The organism is Dyella sp. ASV21 (assembly GCF_016428975.1).
Classification (GTDB): Bacteria; Pseudomonadota; Gammaproteobacteria; order Xanthomonadales; family Rhodanobacteraceae; genus Dyella.
The window spans coordinates 72,155-90,328 of record NZ_JAELTT010000001.1 but is presented as its reverse complement, the minus strand read 5'-3'; the positions used below and the strand labels follow the sequence as shown (position 1 = coordinate 90,328).

Below are 18,174 nucleotides of genomic sequence, written 5' to 3'. Positions count from 1 at the left end.
CCTTGGTAAGCAGCCGCACGAAAAGGCGGGGCAACCTCCAACCAGCGGCGAGAAGAACTCGCCGCTGGTTGGAGGTTTCACTACGTACCGCTGTATGGCCCGGGCACCACGCACACCTTAGAAGTTCAGGCGGTAGTTGAGCATGCCCATGGTGCCGCCGCCGTTCTGCCCGAAGTACTGATCCATGCCGAACTGCAGGCTGGAACGCTTGGACATCGCCCAGTCCAGCGTGAGTCCCGCCTGACTCTGATAGCGCGAAATACCCACGCCACCCACGGGCGCCCATTGGTCGACACCGGTGAAGCTGGCGTCGAACACATCGCCATGCGTGGCCAGCGCTTGCTGCCACTGCAAGCGGCCCTGCACGCTCAGGCTGCCGCCTCCGGCCAGCGGCCAGGTATGCCCGGCACGCAAACCCAGTCCAGCCTGCAGGCGATCCACCGATTGCGACGCCGATTTCAGGCCAAAGCCATCGCCACCGACTTCGTTGAAGCCATCGCGTTGAATGCGCGCGTATTGAAGATTCGCGTAGGGCGTGACCTGCACGTCTCCCAGCGTGGTGCGAAAACCGCTTTCGCCATACGCCACGGTGTAGCGGCCGTTGGTATCGCTGGCGACCGAGGCCATGTCGCTACCCAGCAGCAGGTGGCGGTGCATGTCCTCGCGATAGGTGCCATAGCCGAGGCGCCCCATGCCATACCAAGCGTCCTGCGTGACACCCGCATAGAGCATGCCTTCCACGGCGCGGCTCTGCCCCTGGTCGGCGAATTCGGCGAGACGTCCCAGGCCTTGGCTCTGGCTCACCGCGAAACCGAATACACCATTGCTGCCGAAGCGGCGATCCTGGCCGGCCATCCAGCCACTGAGGTCGTAGCCGATGTCGCCGTAGCCGCTACGGCTCATGCTGCCGTGATAGCCCAGTGTCTGCGCCCAGCCACCCGTGGTGCGCGTATCGACCAGGCTATCGAAGTGATCGGACAACGCACGCGTGCCGGCATCGATGGCTTCGAAGGTCATGGCGGCGCTGGCCGCGTGCAACTGGCCGGAAAGGCTTTCCAGCGAACGCTGCAACGCCGCCGTCGTCGCGGTTTGCTGCAAACTCGCCGCACCGTTGACGAAGCTGCTGGACACCGCGCCGCTGGATGCCGTGCCTCCCTGCCCCAGCGAGCTGTTGATCTGGCTGAATGCACCATCCACGCGCTGGGCGGCGGCGGCCGATGCCGCCGTGTAGTTCATGCCCGCGACCGAGGTCGCCTGCACCTGCGACACGTTGAGCCATGCCGTGTTCGGGTCGTAATTGAGGGTGGCCGCGAGCAATACGCCCTGGGCCACATCCAGGCTCTGGAACGTACCGGTCAAGCCGCCCGTAGCCGAAAGCACCACGGTGTGCGCATTGGCGACATAGTTCTTGCCGATACCGATCACATAGAGATCGCCGCCCTTGATCGTGGCGCTGCCGGCCACGCGCAACGCCGAACCGAGCTCCACGGCAAGGCGCCCCTGCGTGAGCGACAGGCCACCCGGCGGCCCCTGGTAATAGCTACCGCCCACGCTCACATCACCGCCAGCCACCGTCAGCGTGCCTGAGTTGGTCACGTTGCCAACGATGCTGCGCACGCCCTTCAAGGTCGCGCTGACGTTATTGATATACAGATCCGCCGGGATCATCGTCGCCGACAACGTGCCGTCGATTACCTGCGTCGCACCCTGGTAACTCAGCGTGTTGGTGAGGGTCAGCGTGCCGGTGCCGCGCTTGATCAGTCCACCCTGGCCGCTGATTGCGTTGCTCCAGGTGGAATTGGTGTTGAGCGTGACGTCGAAATCGCCCCAATCGAAGCGCGCGGGACCGTTGATCGCGCGGCCTACGTCGAGCGCGCCGTAGCCGAAGGTGGGATTGGGCTGCGAGCCGCCCAGGGGATCGGCGGTGCCCAGCAGTGTCTGGCGCACCTGATCGTTGGTGAAGTACGGAAACGCCTGCCAGACCAACGCCGCCGCACCGGAAACGGCGGGCGCCGCAAACGACGTGCCTTCGACGATCCAATAGCTCTGGCTGGCGTTGGTATCGTCCTTGCCGCTCACCACCACATTGCCCGGCGCTGCCAGGCAGTAGTTCATGGCGATGCCGCATTTGTTGGAATAGCTCGCCAACTGGGTGGGGTTGTTGCTGTCCAGCGCCACCGCCACCAGCCAGCCCTTCTGCAGGTCTGGCGCGAGACTTGGCAAGGCCGCGATGGTGCTGGGGTTCGGCTGCGAATCGTTGCCCGCAGCGAACACCACCAGACCGCCCCACTGGTTGACGAAGGCGTTATAGGCGTCGTGGAAACCCTTGGTCGTGGCGGTATCTGACGCGCTCCAGGTGATGCCGCCCCAGGAATTGTTCATCACCTTGACGTTGGAGCTGATCAAGTCGCCATTGATGGACTGAAAAGGGGCCGCGTCGGCAGCGGTTACCGTGGAGGGTGCCGTGGAACCGTTATCGTCCGGCGCCTTGTCCGAAATGATGCGCGCCGACACCAGCGTGGCTCCGGGTGCCAGTCCTCCGGCGAACTTGCCGAACGCCGTACCGGCGGCCACCTCCGACACCCAGGTACCGTGGCCCACGACGTCGTCGATCGCCAGATTGTTGGTGCTCGGATTGATATAGATCAGCTCCTTCGCCACGCGACCGGCGAGCGCAGGATGGTTGCGCATCACGCCGCTATCGACCACGCCGATGGTGACGCCACTGCCGTTGAGGCCCGCCTTCTGCGCGGCATAGGCGTTGGTCAACGAAAGCTGGGCGTCGATCGGCGGCGTAGGCACCGACGGCTGGGTCGGCGTCGTAGGTGTCGTGGGCGTGCTCGGATTGCCCGGTGAAGTGCCCGGACTGGTCGGCGGCTGATAGCCGGAGTTGGGGGGCTGATAGCCCGTGGACGGTGGCGTATACGGTGGATAACTCGGCTTGACGTTGCCGTTGCCACCGCCGCCACCGCAGGCGCTGAGGCCGAGGGTTGCCCACACCAAAACGGACATCTGGCGGAAGCGCAATCCGCCCAAACGGCTATCCATACATTCCCCTGTGCCCACCGTGGGCGTTCCATGCAATCCAAGCGCGGCGGCTACCTACTGGACTCCGCCAGCACCTCCCTGCGAATCGTCGCACATACTTGCAGGGAAATTCCTACGAAGGGCACAAATACGGACATCGCCGCCGACGGCCAGGGGAGCCCCCGGCGGCGATGGGGGCTAGAACGACCAGCGGTAGCTCAGGGTTTCCATCTTGCCGCGGTCGTATTGGGCGACGTACTGGGTCAATCCCAGGGACAGGCTCGCACGCGGACTGAAACGCCAGGCCATATCCAGGCCCGCTTCGCCACCGTAACGGGACAGGCCGATACCGCCCACCGGTGCCCACTGGTTGAGTGCGGTGAAGCTGGCGTCAGGCAACGCCCCGCTCATGCTGAAGGCGCGTTGCCACAACAGCCGACCCTGCAGGCTCAGGCTACCCCCGCCAGGCAACGACCACTCTTGCGCGGCGCGCAAACCAGCGCCGGCCTGCCAGCGCTCGATGGTCTGCGCCCCGGCCTTCAGGCCAAAGCCATCGCCGCCCAGCTCATTAAAGCCATCCGCCTGGATAGCGGCGTACTGGACGTTCACGTAAGGCGTAATGCGCACGCCGCCCATGTTGAGGCGGTAGCCGCTTTCGCCATAGGCCAAGCCATAACGCCCGCTGCTGTCGCTGGCCACGGCCTGCACGTCGCCGCCCAATGCCAGATGCCGCAGCATGTACTCCTGATAGCTGCCCACACCCAGCCGGCCCAGGGCGTACCACTGGTTCTGCGTGATGCCCCCGTAGAACATGCCCTCGACCGCGCGACTGCGGCCCTGATCGGCAAATTCGTCCAAACGGCCCAAGTTTTGGCTCTGGCTCACGGCGAAACCGAACACGCCGTTGGCCCCCACGCGGCGATCCTGCCCCACCATCCAGCCAGTGAGGTCATAGCCTACGTTGCTGTAGCCGCTGCGGCTGAGGCTGCCGTAGTTACCGAGGCTCTGCGTCCAGCCGCCGACTTTGGCCACATCGGACAGTTGGTCGAAGCGGCCGGACAGCGCGCGCGTACCGGCATCCATCGCATCGAAGGTCATGGCCGCGCTGGCCGCATGCATCTGGCCGGAAAGACTGCTCAGCGATTGCTGCAAGGCACTGGTCGTGGCCGTCTGCTGCAAGTTCGCCGCGCCGTTCACGAAGGAACTGGGCACCGCAGCACCGCCGCTGGCCTGCCCTGTCTGCCCGTTGATCTGGGCGAAGGCCGCATCCACTCGCTGGGCTGCCGCATACGAGGCGGGCGTGTAGGTCACGCCGGTGACGTTGGTCGCCTGCACCTGGCTTACGTTCAACCAGGCATCGGTGGCGTTGTAGTTGAGCGAAGCGCTTAACAGCACGCCGGTAGCTACATTGAGTGCGGAGAAGGTACCGCTGAGGCCTCCGTTGGCGGTCAACACGTCGGTGTGGGCGTTGGCCAGGTAGCCCGAGTTGATGCCGGTTACGTAGAGGTCGCCGCCAGTGAGGCTGGCCGTACCGGTAACACGCAGCGCCGAACCCAGCGACACCGCCAGCCGTCCAGCACCCGTCTGGGTGTAGTTACCGCCTACGGTGACATCCGTGCCACTCACCGCCAGCACGCCTGCATTGCTCACGCTACCGCTGACGTTGGGCGTGCCGCTGAGCACACCTTGGGCGCCAATACTCACGCCGGAAGCCAACGACTTGGCCACCAACATACCGCCCTGCACCTGGGTGAGGCCGGCATAGGTGGAAGGTTGGGTCAGCGTGAGCGTACCCGTGCCCTGCTTGATAAGGCCACCGGCCCCCGAGATCGCATTGTTCCAGCTCGAGCTGCCGCTAAAGCTCACGGTAACGTCGCCCCAGTTGAACTGGGCGGGGCCATTCACCGCGCGCCCCACATCCAGCTCGCCGTAGCCATAGGTGGGATTGGGCTGCGAGCCGCCCAGGGGGTCGGCCGTGCCCAGCAAGGTCTGCCGCACCAGATCGTTGCTGAAGTACGGATAGGCCTGCCATACGAGGGCCGCCGCGCCAGTCACCTGCGGCGCGGCCAGCGAGGTGCCCTCGACGATCCAATAGGTTTCGTTGGCCGTGCTGGTATCACCCTTGCCACTCACGATCACGTCGCCCGGCGCGGCCAGGCAGTAGTTCATCGCGATGCCGCACTTGTTGGAATAACCATCGAGCTGGGTGGGATTGTTGCTGTTGATCGCCACCACGGCCAGCCAGCCTTTCTCAAGATCCGGCGCGAGGCTGGGCAGCGAGGCGATGCTGCTGGGGTTGGCCTGTGAATCGTTGCCCGCCGCAAACACCACCAGGCCACCCCAGGTGTTGATGAAGGGGCTGTACGCGTCATGGTAGGCCTGGGTGGTGGCCGTGTCCGACGCACTCCAGGTGATACCGCCCCAGGAGTTGTTCATCACCTTGACGCCTTGGCCGATCAGGTCGGCATTGACCTGATTGAGCGATATGGCGTCGGATGAGGTGACGGTGCTTGTGGGGTTCGTGCCGTTATCGTCAGGGGCGTTGTCATCGATGATGCGCGCGGAAACGATATGGGCGCCCGGCGCAATGCCTCCGGCGAACTGCCCGAACGGCGTGCCCGCGGCGATTTCGGCAACGTAGGTGCCGTGTCCGTTGGCGTCGTCCACGCTGAGGTTGTTGGTGCTGCCGTTGACGTACACCAGGTCCTTGACCACGCGCCCGGCGAGGGCGGGATGGGTGGAGGTGACGCCCGTATCGACGATGCCGATGGTGACACCCGCGCCCGTGTAGCCCGCGGCATGCGCCGCATAAGTATTGGTAAGGCTCAATTGCGCATCGATCGGCGGCTGCGCCACCGAGGAGGAGGAAGGGGGCGGCGTCGATGGGGGTGTCGTCGGCGGCGTTGAGGGTGGCGTCACCGGCGGCGTCGAAGGCGCCTGGGTCGGCTTGGTATTGCCGCCACCACCACCGCATGCGGCCAGCCCAACCGCCAGCCCCATCAGCACCGCCCCGCGGCGATAGCGCAAACCACCAATACCTGTATTCATCGCAGCTCCCCCTACCGCGTAATGGCCAAACCACACGACGCGCCGATGCCTCTTTGCAACGCGCGAATGGCCCCATCGTTGCACAACGAAAAGGCAACGAAACCGGCGTTACATCCCATACCAGCGTCAGATATACCCCGTTTGCCCCTGTCAGCCGAGGACTGCGATAATTGAACGGTTGAATACCGGGCACCCCTGCCCTTTCAAGTACTTGCGGAGATATCCATGTCGGACATCAGCGTCGTCATCGCCGGTGCCAAGCGCACTGCCATTGGCTCCTTCCTCGGTCAGTTCACCGGCGTCCCCACGCCCACGCTGGGCGCTACCGCCATCCGCGCGGCGCTGGAGCAGGCGGGTGTCGCCCCCGCGGATGTCAGCGAAGTCATCATGGGCTGCGTGCTGCCCGCCAACCTGGGCCAGGCGCCAGCGCGCCAGGCATCGTTGGGCGCGGGCCTGCCGCCGGCGGCTGGCTGCACCACCATCAACAAGGTGTGCGGCTCGGGCATGAAGGCGATCATGCTGGGTCATGACCTGATCAAGGCAGGCTCGGCGTCGGTGGTGGTCACCGGCGGCATGGAGTCGATGACCAACGCCCCGCACATGGTCAATGCCCGCACCGGCATCCGCTACGGCGATGGCACCCTGGTCGACCACATGGCCTGGGACGGCCTGACGAATCCCTACGACGGCAAGGCCATGGGCGTGTTCGGCGAGCTGTGCGCAGACAAGTATCACTTCACCCGTGAAGCGCAGGACCAGTACTCCACCGAGTCGGTAGAGCGCGCCAAGGCCGCCCAGCAGTCCGGCGCGTTCGCTGGCGAAATCGTTCCGGTGACCGTATCCAGCCGCAAGGGCGACGTGCAGGTCGACACCGACGAGCAGCCCAGTCGCTCGGACGTCAGCAAGATCCCGACACTCAAGCCGGCGTTCCGTAAGGAGAACGGCACCATCACCGCCGCCAGCTCGTCGAGCATCTCCGACGGTGCCGCAGCCCTGGTGCTCCTGTCGGCGGATGACGCAAAGGCACGTGGGCTCAAGCCGCTGGCCCGCATCGTCGCTCACGCCACCCACTCGCAGGAACCGGAATGGTTCACCACCGCCCCGGTCGGCGCCCTGCACAAGGTGCTGGAGAAGGCCGGCTGGAAGGCCAGCGACGTGGACCTGTTCGAGGTCAACGAAGCCTTTGCCGTGGTCGCCATGGCCGCCATGAAGGAGCTGGATATCCCGCGCGACAAGCTCAACGTCAACGGCGGCGCCTGCGCACTCGGCCATCCGATTGGCGCTAGCGGTGCCCGCTTGGTGGTGACCTTGATCAACGCGCTCAAGACCCGCGGCCTCAAGCGTGGCGTTGCCTCGCTGTGCATCGGCGGTGGCGAGGCCACGGCGATTGCGGTGGAATGCCTCGACTGAGCAGGCTATCGTCGGCAGCCGCCTAGCCGGCTGCCGATGAAAGCGGGGTTAACCGTTTTCGCTTCTTTACACAAATATGTGGCGCATTTTCCACGAAAGCGCTATTAATACGCCCGCCAAACGGCATTCCACGGCAAAGGAGATTCACCATGAAGTTCACGCGTACCCTTCTCGCCTCTGCGCTCGTCGCGCTGCTGGCGGCTTGCAGCAACGGCGCGCAGGATTCCGCGCAGGACGCTCAGAAGTCGGCTGACCAGGCTCAGCAGGCTGCTGACCAGGCTCAGAAGGCTGCTGCTGCTCCGGCTGAACAGCCGGCTGCTGCCGCTGCTTCGACCGCCGCTGCCCCGGCCGCTGAGCAGCCTGCCGCTGCTCCGGCTGAACAGCCGGCTCCGGCCCCGGCCGAACAGCCGGCTCCGGCTGCTGCTTCGACCGCAGGTCACTAAGTACAACTTTGTACTTATCCAAAACCGGCCGCCTTGTGCGGCCGGTTTTTTTTGTGCGCTCGCCATGCTGCGTTGCCGATTTAGCCGCCGCGCCCCGGCCGCTATCATCCATGGTTCCATACGAACGGCCGTGCCAGCATGAGTGTCCTCACCACGCAGATCGATCCCCGCTCCCCGGAATTCCAGGCCAGTAGCGCACAACTGAGGGGGCTGGTGGACGACTTGCATCGCGAACTGGCGCGCAGCGCTGAAGGTGGCGGCGACAAGGCGCGGGAGAAGCACACCGCCCGCGGCAAGCTGTTGCCGCGCGAACGCATCCGCGCCCTGCTCGATCCCGGCTCGCCCTTCCTTGAGCTCTCGCCCCTGGCCGCGCACGGCATGTACGACGACGCCGCACCTGCCGCCGGCATCATCACCGGTATTGGCCGGGTCAACGGCATCGAAGTGGTGGTGGTCGCCAACGACGCCACCGTCAAGGGCGGCACTTACTTCCCGATGACGGTGAAGAAGCACCTGCGCGCGCAGGAGGTGGCCTTGGAGAATCGGCTGCCGTGCATCTACCTGGTGGACTCGGGCGGCGCTTTCCTGCCGCTGCAGGATGAGGTGTTTCCGGACAAAGAACACTTCGGCCGCATCTTCTACAACCAGGCGCGCATGTCCGGGCTGGGCATTCCGCAGATCGCCGTGGTGATGGGATCGTGCACGGCTGGCGGCGCCTATGTGCCGGCCATGAGCGACGAAACCATCATCGTGCGCGAGCAGGGTACGATCTTCCTTGGTGGGCCGCCGCTGGTGAAAGCGGCCACCGGCGAGGTGGTGGACGCCGAGGCGCTGGGTGGTGCGGACGTCCATACCGCGGTTTCCGGCGTAGCCGATCACTACGCGGAGAACGACGCGCACGCACTGTCCATCGCGCGTGACATCGTCGCCAGCCTTAACCGCAAGAAGGCCATGCCGTTGGCGCTGCGCGCACCCAGCGAACCGCTCTTTCCCACCGAAGATCTCTATGGCGTGATCCCGCAGGACACCCGCCGCCCGTTCGACATCCGCGAGGTCATTGCGCGCATCGTCGACGGCTCGGAGTTCCACGAGTTCAAGGCCCGCTATGGCAAGACCCTGGTGTGCGGCTTTGCGCACATCCATGGCTATCCCGTGGGCATCGTCGCCAACAACGGGATTTTGTTCGCCGAATCGGCGCTCAAGGGCGCGCACTTCATCGAACTGTGCAATCAGCGCAATGTGCCGCTGGTATTCCTGCAGAACATCACCGGTTTCATGGTCGGCAAGAAGTACGAGAACGCCGGCATCGCCAAGGACGGAGCCAAGATGGTGACCGCCGTGGCGTGCTCGCATGTACCCAAGCTCACCGTGGTCATCGGTGGCAGCTTCGGCGCTGGCAATTACGCCATGTGTGGGCGTGCCTATGGTGCGCGCTTCCTGTGGATGTGGCCTAACGCGCGGATCAGCGTGATGGGCGGCGAGCAGGCCGCCTCCGTGCTGGCCACCGTGCGCCGCGACGGCATCGAGGCCGCCGGCAAGTCGTGGAGCGCGGAGGATGAAGAAGCCTTCAAGGCGCCCATCCGTGACCAGTACGAACGCCAGGGGCATCCCTACTACGCCAGCGCCCGCCTGTGGGACGACGGCATCATCGACCCGGCGGATACCCGGCGCGTGCTTGGCCTGGCCATCTCGGCCTCGCTCAACGCGTCCATCGAGCCGCAGCGCTACGGCGTGTTCCGCATGTAACCCCAAAGAAAAGGCCTCGTCGCGAGACGAGGCCTTGCCGCCTCCAGTCCGGAGCGACCAAGGGCCGGCAGCGCCGGCCAGGGGGAAGTAACCTAGCGGGGCGTTTCCGGAGTCAGCTCCAGCGTGATCACCTGGAACGGTGCGAGCGTAAGCGTGCTCGATCGCGCTGCGTCCAGCGTAAGCGCGGGCTTGCTGGCGTCCTCCTGCCAAGGGCTACGTGCGCTGTAGCGGGTGGCGGCACCGGGCGGCAGCTCCAACTGACGCGCGAGATCCAGCACGAAAAGCTGCGGCCTGGCATCCGGGTTGCGCAAGGTGATGATGGCCTGCTTCGGGGTCCACGACGCCCAGCCGTAGACGTCCAGACGACCAGGATCGCCACCAACCCAATGCGTATCGCGCAGCACCTCCGCATGGGCACGCGACCAGCGCGCGGCTTCGGCCAGCACATCCCAATCCTGCGCACTCAACAGGTCCGGGGTGATGTACAACTCCTGCAACTGAGTGCCGGTGCCGAAATAAGAGCGCACTTCATTGGCGAAGTCGTGCCCCGGATCGGTGTTGAGCTTGCGATTCTCCTTCGCATAGATGATGCCGTGGAGCATCAGCGAGTTGAGCGGATACAGCGGTCCCTTCTCCACGATGTTGTGGTACGTCTCGCGATCGCGGTAGGTGATCCAGCGCTCACGCTTGCTGCCCACGCCGGTGAGTTCGTCGTCCTCGCCATCGCGCCAGATCGAATCGGCATAGCGCAACCAGAACGGCGAGGCGGTCGTGCCAGTGGTGAGGTTGATGTAGAGATCGGGCTTGGCATCACGCAGGTCGTCGATCAACTGAATCGCCGCATCGAAATCGCTGCTGAAGCGGCTGCCCGGGAACACCTTGTCCGCATTGCCGGTGCCGTCGAACTTGAACTGGTTGATGCCGTCGTTCTTTACCAGGTCGAGCACCGCATCATGGAAGCGCTGATAGTACTTGGGACCCGACAAGGCGAGTCCGCCATCGATGACCTCGTAGCCATTCGCCTGACCATTCTTCACACGGTCCTGCTTGGGCGGCCCGTAGCCACCCCACGGTGACAGCCACATTCCCGGGGCGGCGCCGTACTTGACTGCGGCATCGCGTAACGTCAGGAAACCGTGGGGAAAGTCTTTGCTGAAATGCCAACTGCCGCTGCGGTCGTCCCAGCCGTCGTCGAACAGGTAGGAATCGAGCTTCACTGCCCGCTTTACGCTCAGCTCCTCACCGAAGGCATGAATACGATCCAGTGCCTGCGCCTCGGTATACGGCGTGAAGTAACCAATGTCATACCACGAGTTGTAATGGAGGAAGGTGCGATACGGATGAGCGCGTTCGCGCTCGATGTAAGTAAGGAAATCGCGGCGCAGTTGGTTATCGCGCGTCACACCGATCACGGCCGAATAGGTGATCGACTGGCCCTTGAGCAGCGGCAGACCGCGTTCGATCCATAGCTTCACCTGCTTGCCATGCACCTCGCTGGACGACAAGGGATGTTCGAAGCCAAAGTAATCGTGGCCCGCCACCACCGGCGACCCTTGCACCGTACCCACCACTTCGGCATCGGCCGCCTGTGCCTGCAGCAGCGCCACCTTGCTGATGTTCTCGTCCTGCTTCAGCGCGGTGATGGTGACTTCCGCGCGCAGGTAATCCGAGCCTTCGCGTTGCACCCAGCGCCATTCGATGCGGAAGCGCCCCGCATCGTCGCCCAGCGTGAGTTGCGTCGCTTGCCCAGGCACGCGTTCGGCAAGGCGCGAGGCGCTTTTGTCCGCCTTGAGCCTGCGGGTGCTGGCGGGCGACAGCAGTTTCAGCTGATCCGCACCCAGCTTGCTGCCATCGCGGAAGGTCAGCTCCAACGGAGCGGTGATCGGCAGCGTCTGTGCATTGACGTGATCGACCACGCTGACGTCGACAAGATGGCCATCGCGAACCGCCCAGCTTGCATCGATGGTGGCATTGCCAAAGCGCGCGCCCGCCGATGACGCCGGAACGCCTGCAAACGCATAAGCAGCAGCGGCGAAGCTACTGATAAGCAACGCCGCGCGCAGGGACTGTCGAAGTGAAACCAAAGCCATGCCGGAACATCCTCTCGGGCCATGCCCTTCGCCGATGCCAACGCACCGGCGAAGGGAGATAGATACCGCCGCGACGCTGGATCGCGAGGGCGCTAAAAGTGGCGCCCTCGCGGGCGCCTTCGTGGTCTTACTGGAAGGTATAGCGCAACACCAGCTGGGTGGTACGCGGCACCTGCCACGAGGCCGCCCCATAACTGGGATTGAGCGCCCACACGCCATTGCTGGGCAGGCTACCGGTGTCGTAGATCTGGTTCGCGTCGATCTTGCCCTGGCGGTTGGTCACGTTCTGGATCTGCAGGTCAATGCTCAGGTGATTCTGCGTATTAATGGCCCAGTCGTAGCCCACGCCCAGATTCCACTGCCAGAAGAACGGCAGCCGCCCTGCTCCGCCCAGCGGCGAGGGAACGCCATTGCAGTAATGGCTGGCCGCGCCATACAGCTCCGCCGGATTGTTGATGTCCGGGTACGTACCCAGGCAGCTCAATGGCTCACCCGTATGCATATCCAGTGTGCTGCCGAGGCGCAATCCGTTGGTGAAGTAGTACACCCCATTGATATTCAGGGCATCGCGGATATCGCCGGCAAGATTGCCGCTTCCGTACTCCATCAGGCCCGGAAAGTCCCAGTAGATCTGCTCTCCGGGACCGGTACCGGTACGTGTACCGAGATTGAGCAGACCGTCATCGTTGCCGTAGAGATGCGCCCAGGTGTAGCTCACATCGAGAAAATACGGCTCCTCGTTGCTGCGCTGATGGGTGAGTTCCAGCGTAAGGTGCGAGTAGCGGCGCTTGGGTGCCGGACCGAACACGCTGCCTGGAATGGTCAACTGCGCCAGCTTGCCGTCACCGTTGTAGTCACGCGTGAACACCTGCGCGATGCCGGGGTTGAAGATCGGGCAGCCGCTTTCGTCGACATAGTTGGGGTAACCATGCGCATTGGCGTAATCGGTAATGCCCTGGTTGTAGCAGGTGTCATCGATGATGCGCTTGAGCTGGCTGTAGCCCAGCTCCGCCGAACCCGCCCAGGTACCCCACAACTGCTGCTGCAGATACACCTGGAATTCGTACTGGTACGGCGCCTTGATATTGGACGAGGCGACGTTGTACGCCGTGGGCGCCTGGCCGTTGATCAAGGTGGATTGTGGCCCGATCTGGGTCAGCCCCGTGGGAGCCTTGGTGTTTGGGTCCATGCCCGTATAGGTGTAATAGCGGTTCCACTCGTACACCGCGCCCGCCGCGCCGTTGTTCACGCTGGACGGAATGGCCAGCGCGTACTTGCCCAGGTTCACGCCGAGCTTGGTCGAGCTGTCGCCGTTGACGTCCCAGGACAGGCCCAGGCGCGGCGAGGTGATCGGCATGCGCAGGAAATTCTCACCGTTGACGTTCTTGTTGATGAAGGTGTCGAAGCGTGCGCCCATGTAGACCACCCAGCGATCGGCCACCTGCCAGTAGTCATCGATATAGGCGGCCTTGTTGACCGTGGAGAACGCCCCGCCGGTGCGCTCGTAGAACTGCGCAACATACTGCCCGTTGGCGGGTGCCGGCGAGCCGTTCGGCAAGATGGTGCCGGGCCGGTCGTAATAGGTCCATTCGCCACCATCGGTGGTGGTAATGGTGTTGTTGATGTAGTGCTTGTAGTGCTCGGCGCCGATGGTGATCTTGTGATCGCCCAGGTTCCAGGTGAAGTCGCCCTTGAAGCCGCGGCGGTAATACTGGAATGGGAACAGCTGATTCGGCGTACTGGTGACACCAATGTTGTTGGAGACATTGGTGACCGGATCGACTTCGCTCACATAAGGCAGCCCGGTGCCCGAACTCGACGTGGGGCTGAGCGAGGACTGGCTCAGATAGCCACCCATCAGGCGCAGCGACATGTCGTCGTTGATCTGCCAATGGTAGTTGCCGATCAGGAACTGGTTCTTCACCTTGGTCTGCGACCAGCCGAAATAGTCGCCCACGGACTTGGGGTCGTACGGCGTATTGAGCGTATAGAGGTTGCTGAAACTGGAGTTCCAGTCCTTGTAGCCAGCCACATTGAGCGACTGGTTATTGGTGATGTTCCAGGTGAGATTGACCAGCGCATTCTTGTCGCGATCGGTAATCAGCGACTGTCGGTTCTGCGAATACGTGGTGAACTGATTATTCGGACTATTGCCCAGCATGGCAAAGAAGAACAGCTTGTCCTTCACCAGCGCGCCGGAAGCCCACAGATACTGGCCCGACGTGGAAGGTTGACCCGACGGCACCTCCGGTGCCGGCCCCTGGTAGCCCGTAGGCAGCCCGGTCACGTTGCCACCGTGCGTATTGGCCGAGGCAAAGCTGTAGTAGCTGCCATCCGATGCAAACGAATCATGACGGCGCGGGTTGAGCAGGCGCGACGTCGGCGGCGTGTAATACAGCGAATAGCCCGCCTGGAAGTCGTTGGTGCCCTGGCGGATGGTGGCGGACAGGATGCCGCCGGTGGCGTTGGTCCAACCCACCGAGCCGTTGCTGCTCAGCACCTGCACGGAGCTCAAGGCTTCGGAAGGCAACGACGTAGCGCCGAGCCCGTTGTAATCGTAGGTGGTGTCGAATTCGTTGAAGTAATAGCGATTCTCCGCGGGGCTGGCGCCGCCCATCTGCACCAGGCCCGTGGTCTGGTCGTCGTAGCGCACGTTGGACTTGAGCCGCGCGATGCTTTCCAGGCTGCGCCCGGTAGGCAGCTGATTGACCAGATTGATGTTGTAGTTGTTGGAAAGCTCCGGCGTGCTCACGTCGATCGGCTGCACATCGTTGTTGAATGCCGCCGCGCTCACGGTGACGCCGGAAAGATTGGTCGCCTTGGCGTTCGTCGTCGCGCTGCCGCTGGCGGACACCGGCTGCACCGGCGACTGCACGTTCGGCGATACCGTGACGCTGCGCGTGCCGAGCACCTGCCCGTTCTGGCTCACCGTGACCTCGTACTTGCCGGGATTGAGACCAGCGAGACTGTAGCGGCCATCGTCATCCGCCTGGATCTGCTTGACGTAACCGGTGGCCGGATTGCTGACCTGCACGGTCAAACCCTTGCCCGACGGCTCCTTTCCATACAAACCACCCGTGATCGACTGCGCCTGCGCCACACCCGCCAGGGCGAATGCAAGCCCCATCGCCAACACGGTTTTCCTGATACAGCGCGACTTGCGCCCCTCTCCTGCTGCGTACATGCCTGGACCCTCGTTGTGTGAACCGGGCCACGTCGCGATCGTTCTCCCCGACGCCGAGGCCCTGCTGGAAACGCCACGGGCACGTCCTCCCCCGCGGAATCGATTGGCTTTCTCCGTCGCGCGTCCTCTCCCGACGCACGGCGTACCGCTCACGCCGACAGGCGTGTCACTTCCACGCGCGCACGCAACGCTTCCACGTCGGCACGCCGAACAAATCCGGTTTCTTCATGCAGGGCATTCGCGGCGCCACAAGCCACCGCGAGACGCAACGCCTCGTCGAACGCCCACCCGCGCTGCTGCGCCACCACCAGGCCGGCAAGGAAACAATCCCCGGAACCCACCGCGTTCTCGCTGTGTTCGAGCTGCAACACCGCATGCCATGCTCCATGGCCGTCGTAACCCACCGCGCCTTTGGCCCCCAGCGTCACCACGGGGCGTGCAACGCCGCCCGCATGCAGCACCCGCGCAAGCGCTGCCGCTGCATCGATGCCGGTAACCGCACTGCCGAGCAGCTGCGCGGCTTCATCGCCATTGGGTTTGATCAGATAAGGCATGGCGGCCACAGCCAGACGCAAGGCGTCACCGCTGGCATCGACAAAACACGGCAAGCCCGCCGCCGCGCCCTGACGGGTGAGCTGCGCATAGGTATCGGCCTCGAAACCGCGCGGGAGGCTGCCGGACATCACCAGGGCCGCGCTTGCATCCATCGCCCGGCCCAGCGTGTGCAGCAATTGGTCGCGCACGGCACGCGACAGCAGCGGGCCCGGATCGAGCACCTCGGTCATGCGACCGTCGCGCTCACGCAGCGCCAGGCACTGGCGCAACTCGTCCTTGATTTCCACGCCGTGGAACAGCACGCCGCGCTCACTCATGCGGCGCGCAATGAAATTGCGGTGCGGCCCGTCGACCAACCCCACCAGTTGCACCGGCTCACCCAGCGCGGCGATGGTCTGCGCTACATGCACGCCCTTGCCGCCGGGATAGTTCTGCACCGCATTCGCGCGCTGTACTTCGCCCAGCGTGAAGCTGTCCAGCGTCACCAGGCGATCGATCGCCGTGTTGAAGCCGGCGACCGTGATCACGCGGTCGTCCCCAGTAACGCTTGCACTTCCGCTGCCGTGCCCTGGCACGCCGTGCCCCCCATGCCACGCGTGGACAGCGACCCACAGGCGCTCCCCCAGCGCAGGCAGTCGCGCAACGGCAACCCCTGTCGCCAGGGATGCAGAAAACCGGCATCGAAGGAATCGCCCGCGCCTGTGCTGTCCACCACCTCCACTGCATGCGCCGGCACGCTCAGCAGCTGGCCATCGCGATCGAGCGCGACGCAGCCCTCGCTACCCAACTTGACCACGGTGAGCGTGTGCCCGTTGGCGAGCGCATGCAACGCGGCGAGGGGATCGCGCTTGCCGCTGATGGCGCAGGCTTCGCGCTCATTGGGAAGGAACACGTCCAGCAGTGGCAGCAAGTCCAGCAACGCATCGCCCCAACGCTGGCTGGGGTCGAAACCGGGGTCCAGCGATGTACTCAGCCCGGCCGCACGTGCGCGCGCCAGCAAGCCGTGCAAGCCCGGGCGCAATTGATCCTGCAGGTAGTACGAGGACACATGCAGGTGACCGGCGCTGCCGAGCAGCGCATCGCCCACGTCGTCACTGCGCAGTGCGCCGATGGCGCCAATATGGGTCACCAGGGCGCGGTCGTGCTGCGAAGAAAGTGCCACCGTGACACCCGTCTGCAACCCGTCCCGCTGGGCAATGGCTGCCACGTCGATGCCCGCCTGGCGCATCGCATCGATGCAGTAATCGCCCCAGCCATCGCGTCCGGTGACGCCGGCAAACGCTACCGGGTGCCCCAAGCGGGCGAGTCCCATCGCGCAGATCATCGATGAGCTGCCCGGCCCCTGCCGAAAGCCCGAGGCGAGTACTTCGGCGCCGAACTCCGGCAAGCGCTCGCAGCCGGTGAACACCAGATCGACATTGATCTCGCCAGCGACGAGTAGCGGCTTCACGCGCCCCGCTCCCCGTCGTGGATGGCAAAGGCCTGCACCACCCGCGTAAGTACGCCTTGTGCCGGCGCATCCGGTTGCTGGCCCAGGGCAAGGCAGCGGAACAGCGCCAGCAACTGGCCCACCACGACATGCACCATCGCCTGCCGCGCATCGTCGAGCATCGACAAGTCGGGCAGATCGATCGCCACATCGTTCGGCCCGATCACATCCGCCGGAATATTCTCGCCCACCAGCACGCGCACCCCACCCAGGCCCTTGCGCGCAATCTCGCGCAGCAGGTCCAGCTCATAGGCACGCACCGACGCGGCGGAAGAGAGGAACGCCACGACCGGACATGGACGATCGAGCCACGACATAGGCCCGTGACGAAGACCCAGATAGGTCTCGCACATGGCGCTGACCGCACCACCCGACATCTCCAGCATTTTCAGCGCCGCTTCGCGCGCGGCTCCAAACGCGCAGCCGCTGCCGAGATACAGCGCGGCATCGAAATCCGCCGCGCCTTCGCGCGCCAGGGCATCCCCGTACTGTGCAAATACGCGACTGGCCAGATCGGCGAGGAGATCTGCCCGTGCGGCCGACGCATCCTGCTCGGTATGCAGCAGTCCGGCGCCGCCGAGCACAAGGTTGGTAAAACTGCTGGTCATTACCAGGCTGCGGTCGTTGGTGCGGGCGGCCAGTTGCAGCACATGCACGCGTGGTTCGCTGCGATAGCGCGTTGCCAAACGCCCCTGCGCGTTGCAGGTGATGACGAGATGTTGATAGCCCGGCTCCGCATCGAGCACCTGATCCACCACGCTGGTGCTCTCCGGGCTGTCGCCGGAGCGCGCGATGGATACCAGCACGCCTTTGCCCTTGGGCAAGGTGCCGCGCCGATGCGTGAGCAAAGAGCCCGCTGCGATCGCGAGACTGGGTATATCCAGTGCTGCCTGCAGGGCCGGGGCCAGACACTCACCCACATAGACCGAACTGCCTGAGCCGGTCAGCACGATGTGCCGCGGCGATGCCGCCAAAAGCTCACGCAGCATCGTGCGCGTGGCGCTGTCGGCCAGGTGCGCGGCAGTGTCCCGCCACGTCTCGGGCTGCTGGAGGATCTCGCGCAGGGTGTCGGCATAGCCGCGCCGCTGCTGCTCGGCGGCGGGGGCGGCTTGCAACGATTCCAGCGTGGAAACACTAACGGCGGGTTTGACAGGCATGGTCATCTGATGAAATATGATATAA

The 18,174-nt window shown here is 64.4% G+C and carries 10 protein-coding genes; 3 read left to right on the top strand and 7 right to left on the bottom strand.

Annotated elements, in window-relative coordinates:
- Positions 1 to 117: 117 nt before the first annotated feature.
- A complete protein-coding gene (locus JHD67_RS00440) occupies positions 118 to 3,048 on the bottom strand; it encodes an autotransporter serine protease (RefSeq protein WP_199096225.1) in 2,931 nt (976 codons plus the stop codon).
- A 177-nt stretch (positions 3,049 to 3,225) separates the two neighbouring features.
- The gene (locus tag JHD67_RS00435; RefSeq protein WP_199096223.1) at positions 3,226 to 6,075 is read right to left on the bottom strand and encodes an autotransporter serine protease; all 2,850 of its coding nucleotides are present in this window, start codon (positions 6,073 to 6,075) and stop codon (positions 3,226 to 3,228) included.
- A 225-nt stretch (positions 6,076 to 6,300) separates the two neighbouring features.
- On the opposite strand from JHD67_RS00435, the gene JHD67_RS00430 reads away from it, so the two are divergent.
- The 3 genes from JHD67_RS00430 (at position 6,301) to JHD67_RS00420 (ending at position 9,674) form a co-directional block, all read left to right on the top strand.
- Entirely contained in the window at positions 6,301 to 7,485 is a 1,185-nt protein-coding gene (locus JHD67_RS00430) for an acetyl-CoA C-acyltransferase (RefSeq protein ID WP_199096221.1), read from the top strand.
- Positions 7,486 to 7,634: 149 nt separating this feature from the next.
- Positions 7,635 to 7,928, top strand: coding sequence for a hypothetical protein (locus JHD67_RS00425; RefSeq protein ID WP_199096219.1), 294 nt, complete (start codon positions 7,635 to 7,637; stop codon positions 7,926 to 7,928).
- Positions 7,929 to 8,066: 138 nt separating this feature from the next.
- A complete protein-coding gene (locus JHD67_RS00420; RefSeq protein WP_199096217.1) occupies positions 8,067 to 9,674 on the top strand; it encodes a carboxyl transferase domain-containing protein in 1,608 nt (535 codons plus the stop codon).
- Positions 9,675 to 9,766: 92 nt separating this feature from the next.
- Here JHD67_RS00420 and JHD67_RS00415 read toward each other — a convergent pair whose 3' ends face one another.
- The 5 genes from JHD67_RS00415 to JHD67_RS00395 form a co-directional block, all read right to left on the bottom strand.
- Entirely contained in the window at positions 9,767 to 11,764 is a 1,998-nt protein-coding gene (locus JHD67_RS00415; RefSeq protein ID WP_199096215.1) for an enterotoxin, read from the bottom strand.
- A 127-nt stretch (positions 11,765 to 11,891) separates the two neighbouring features.
- Complete coding sequence (locus JHD67_RS00410; protein ID WP_233171535.1) at positions 11,892 to 14,948, bottom strand: carboxypeptidase regulatory-like domain-containing protein; 3,057 nt, start codon at positions 14,946 to 14,948, stop codon at positions 11,892 to 11,894.
- A 149-nt stretch (positions 14,949 to 15,097) separates the two neighbouring features.
- Complete coding sequence (locus tag JHD67_RS00405) at positions 15,098 to 16,030, bottom strand: 1-phosphofructokinase family hexose kinase (protein ID WP_199096213.1); 933 nt, start codon at positions 16,028 to 16,030, stop codon at positions 15,098 to 15,100.
- On the bottom strand, positions 16,027 to 16,953 hold the full coding sequence (locus tag JHD67_RS00400) for a carbohydrate kinase family protein (RefSeq protein ID WP_199096211.1): 927 nt from the start codon (positions 16,951 to 16,953) through the stop codon (positions 16,027 to 16,029). The genes JHD67_RS00405 and JHD67_RS00400 overlap by 4 nt, the downstream gene beginning before the upstream one ends.
- Positions 16,950 to 18,149, bottom strand: a complete 1,200-nt coding sequence (locus tag JHD67_RS00395; RefSeq protein ID WP_233171534.1) for a tagatose-6-phosphate ketose isomerase — start codon at positions 18,147 to 18,149, stop codon at positions 16,950 to 16,952. Before JHD67_RS00395 ends, JHD67_RS00400 begins: the two co-directional genes overlap by 4 nt.
- Positions 18,150 to 18,174 lie beyond the last annotated feature (25 nt).

Coding starts and splice junctions, on each gene's coding strand:
- JHD67_RS00440 (WP_199096225.1), bottom strand. CDS start 3,048: ATGGATAGCCGTTTGGGCGGATTGCGCTTCCGCCAGATGTCCGTTTTG.
- JHD67_RS00435 (WP_199096223.1), bottom strand. CDS start 6,075: ATGAATACAGGTATTGGTGGTTTGCGCTATCGCCGCGGGGCGGTGCTG.
- JHD67_RS00430 (WP_199096221.1), top strand. CDS start 6,301: ATGTCGGACATCAGCGTCGTCATCGCCGGTGCCAAGCGCACTGCCATT.
- JHD67_RS00425 (WP_199096219.1), top strand. CDS start 7,635: ATGAAGTTCACGCGTACCCTTCTCGCCTCTGCGCTCGTCGCGCTGCTG.
- JHD67_RS00420 (WP_199096217.1), top strand. CDS start 8,067: ATGAGTGTCCTCACCACGCAGATCGATCCCCGCTCCCCGGAATTCCAG.
- JHD67_RS00415 (WP_199096215.1), bottom strand. CDS start 11,764: ATGGCTTTGGTTTCACTTCGACAGTCCCTGCGCGCGGCGTTGCTTATC.
- JHD67_RS00410 (WP_233171535.1), bottom strand. CDS start 14,948: ATGTACGCAGCAGGAGAGGGGCGCAAGTCGCGCTGTATCAGGAAAACC.
- JHD67_RS00395 (WP_233171534.1), bottom strand. CDS start 18,149: ATGCCTGTCAAACCCGCCGTTAGTGTTTCCACGCTGGAATCGTTGCAA.